Below are 530 nucleotides of genomic sequence, written 5' to 3'. Positions count from 1 at the left end.
GATGATATTGTTGGCATGGAAACATCAGATCTTGTTCTCCCTGCTACCACGGATGCTCAAGCCCTTGCTAAAGAAGCTTGTGAATCCCTAGCAGATGCAATGACCGTGGTCTTTTCAACTTATCATTCTATCCAAGTGATTTCGGATGCACAAAAAGAGCATGGTTTACCCGAATTTGATCTGATCATCTGTGATGAAGCCCATAGAACAACTGGGGCTTCATTGGGAACTGAAGACAATGAATCTGAATTTATCAAGGTTCACGATAACAGCATCATTCGGGGCAAAAAACGTCTGTATATGACAGCAACGCCGCGTATCTTTAGTGACACTGCTAAAAGGCGGGCGGATGAGATCAATGCTGTTTTGGCATCTATGGACGATGAAACCCTTTATGGCAAACAACTTCATCATTATACCTTCGCGGAAGCTGTCGATAATGAACTTTTAACTCCTTACAAGATTGTGGTCTTGGGTATTAATGAAACCTATATCACACCAGCCATACAGGAGATTATTGCCAATGAAAA

The 530-nt window shown here is 42.1% G+C and carries 1 protein-coding gene; it reads left to right on the top strand.

Going from position 1 to position 530, the window contains the following annotated elements; translation table 11 throughout:
- Positions 1–530 (top strand): DEAD/DEAH box helicase family protein (locus ACFINZ_RS12085; protein WP_375701657.1); only part of this gene is annotated, 530 nt, incomplete at both ends.

This window comes from Bartonella sp. AA81SXKL, assembly GCF_042196945.1.
Classification (GTDB): domain Bacteria; phylum Pseudomonadota; class Alphaproteobacteria; order Rhizobiales; family Rhizobiaceae; genus Bartonella.
Note: the sequence above shows the minus strand (reverse complement) of the source record. Positions and strands in the feature narration are given on the sequence as shown.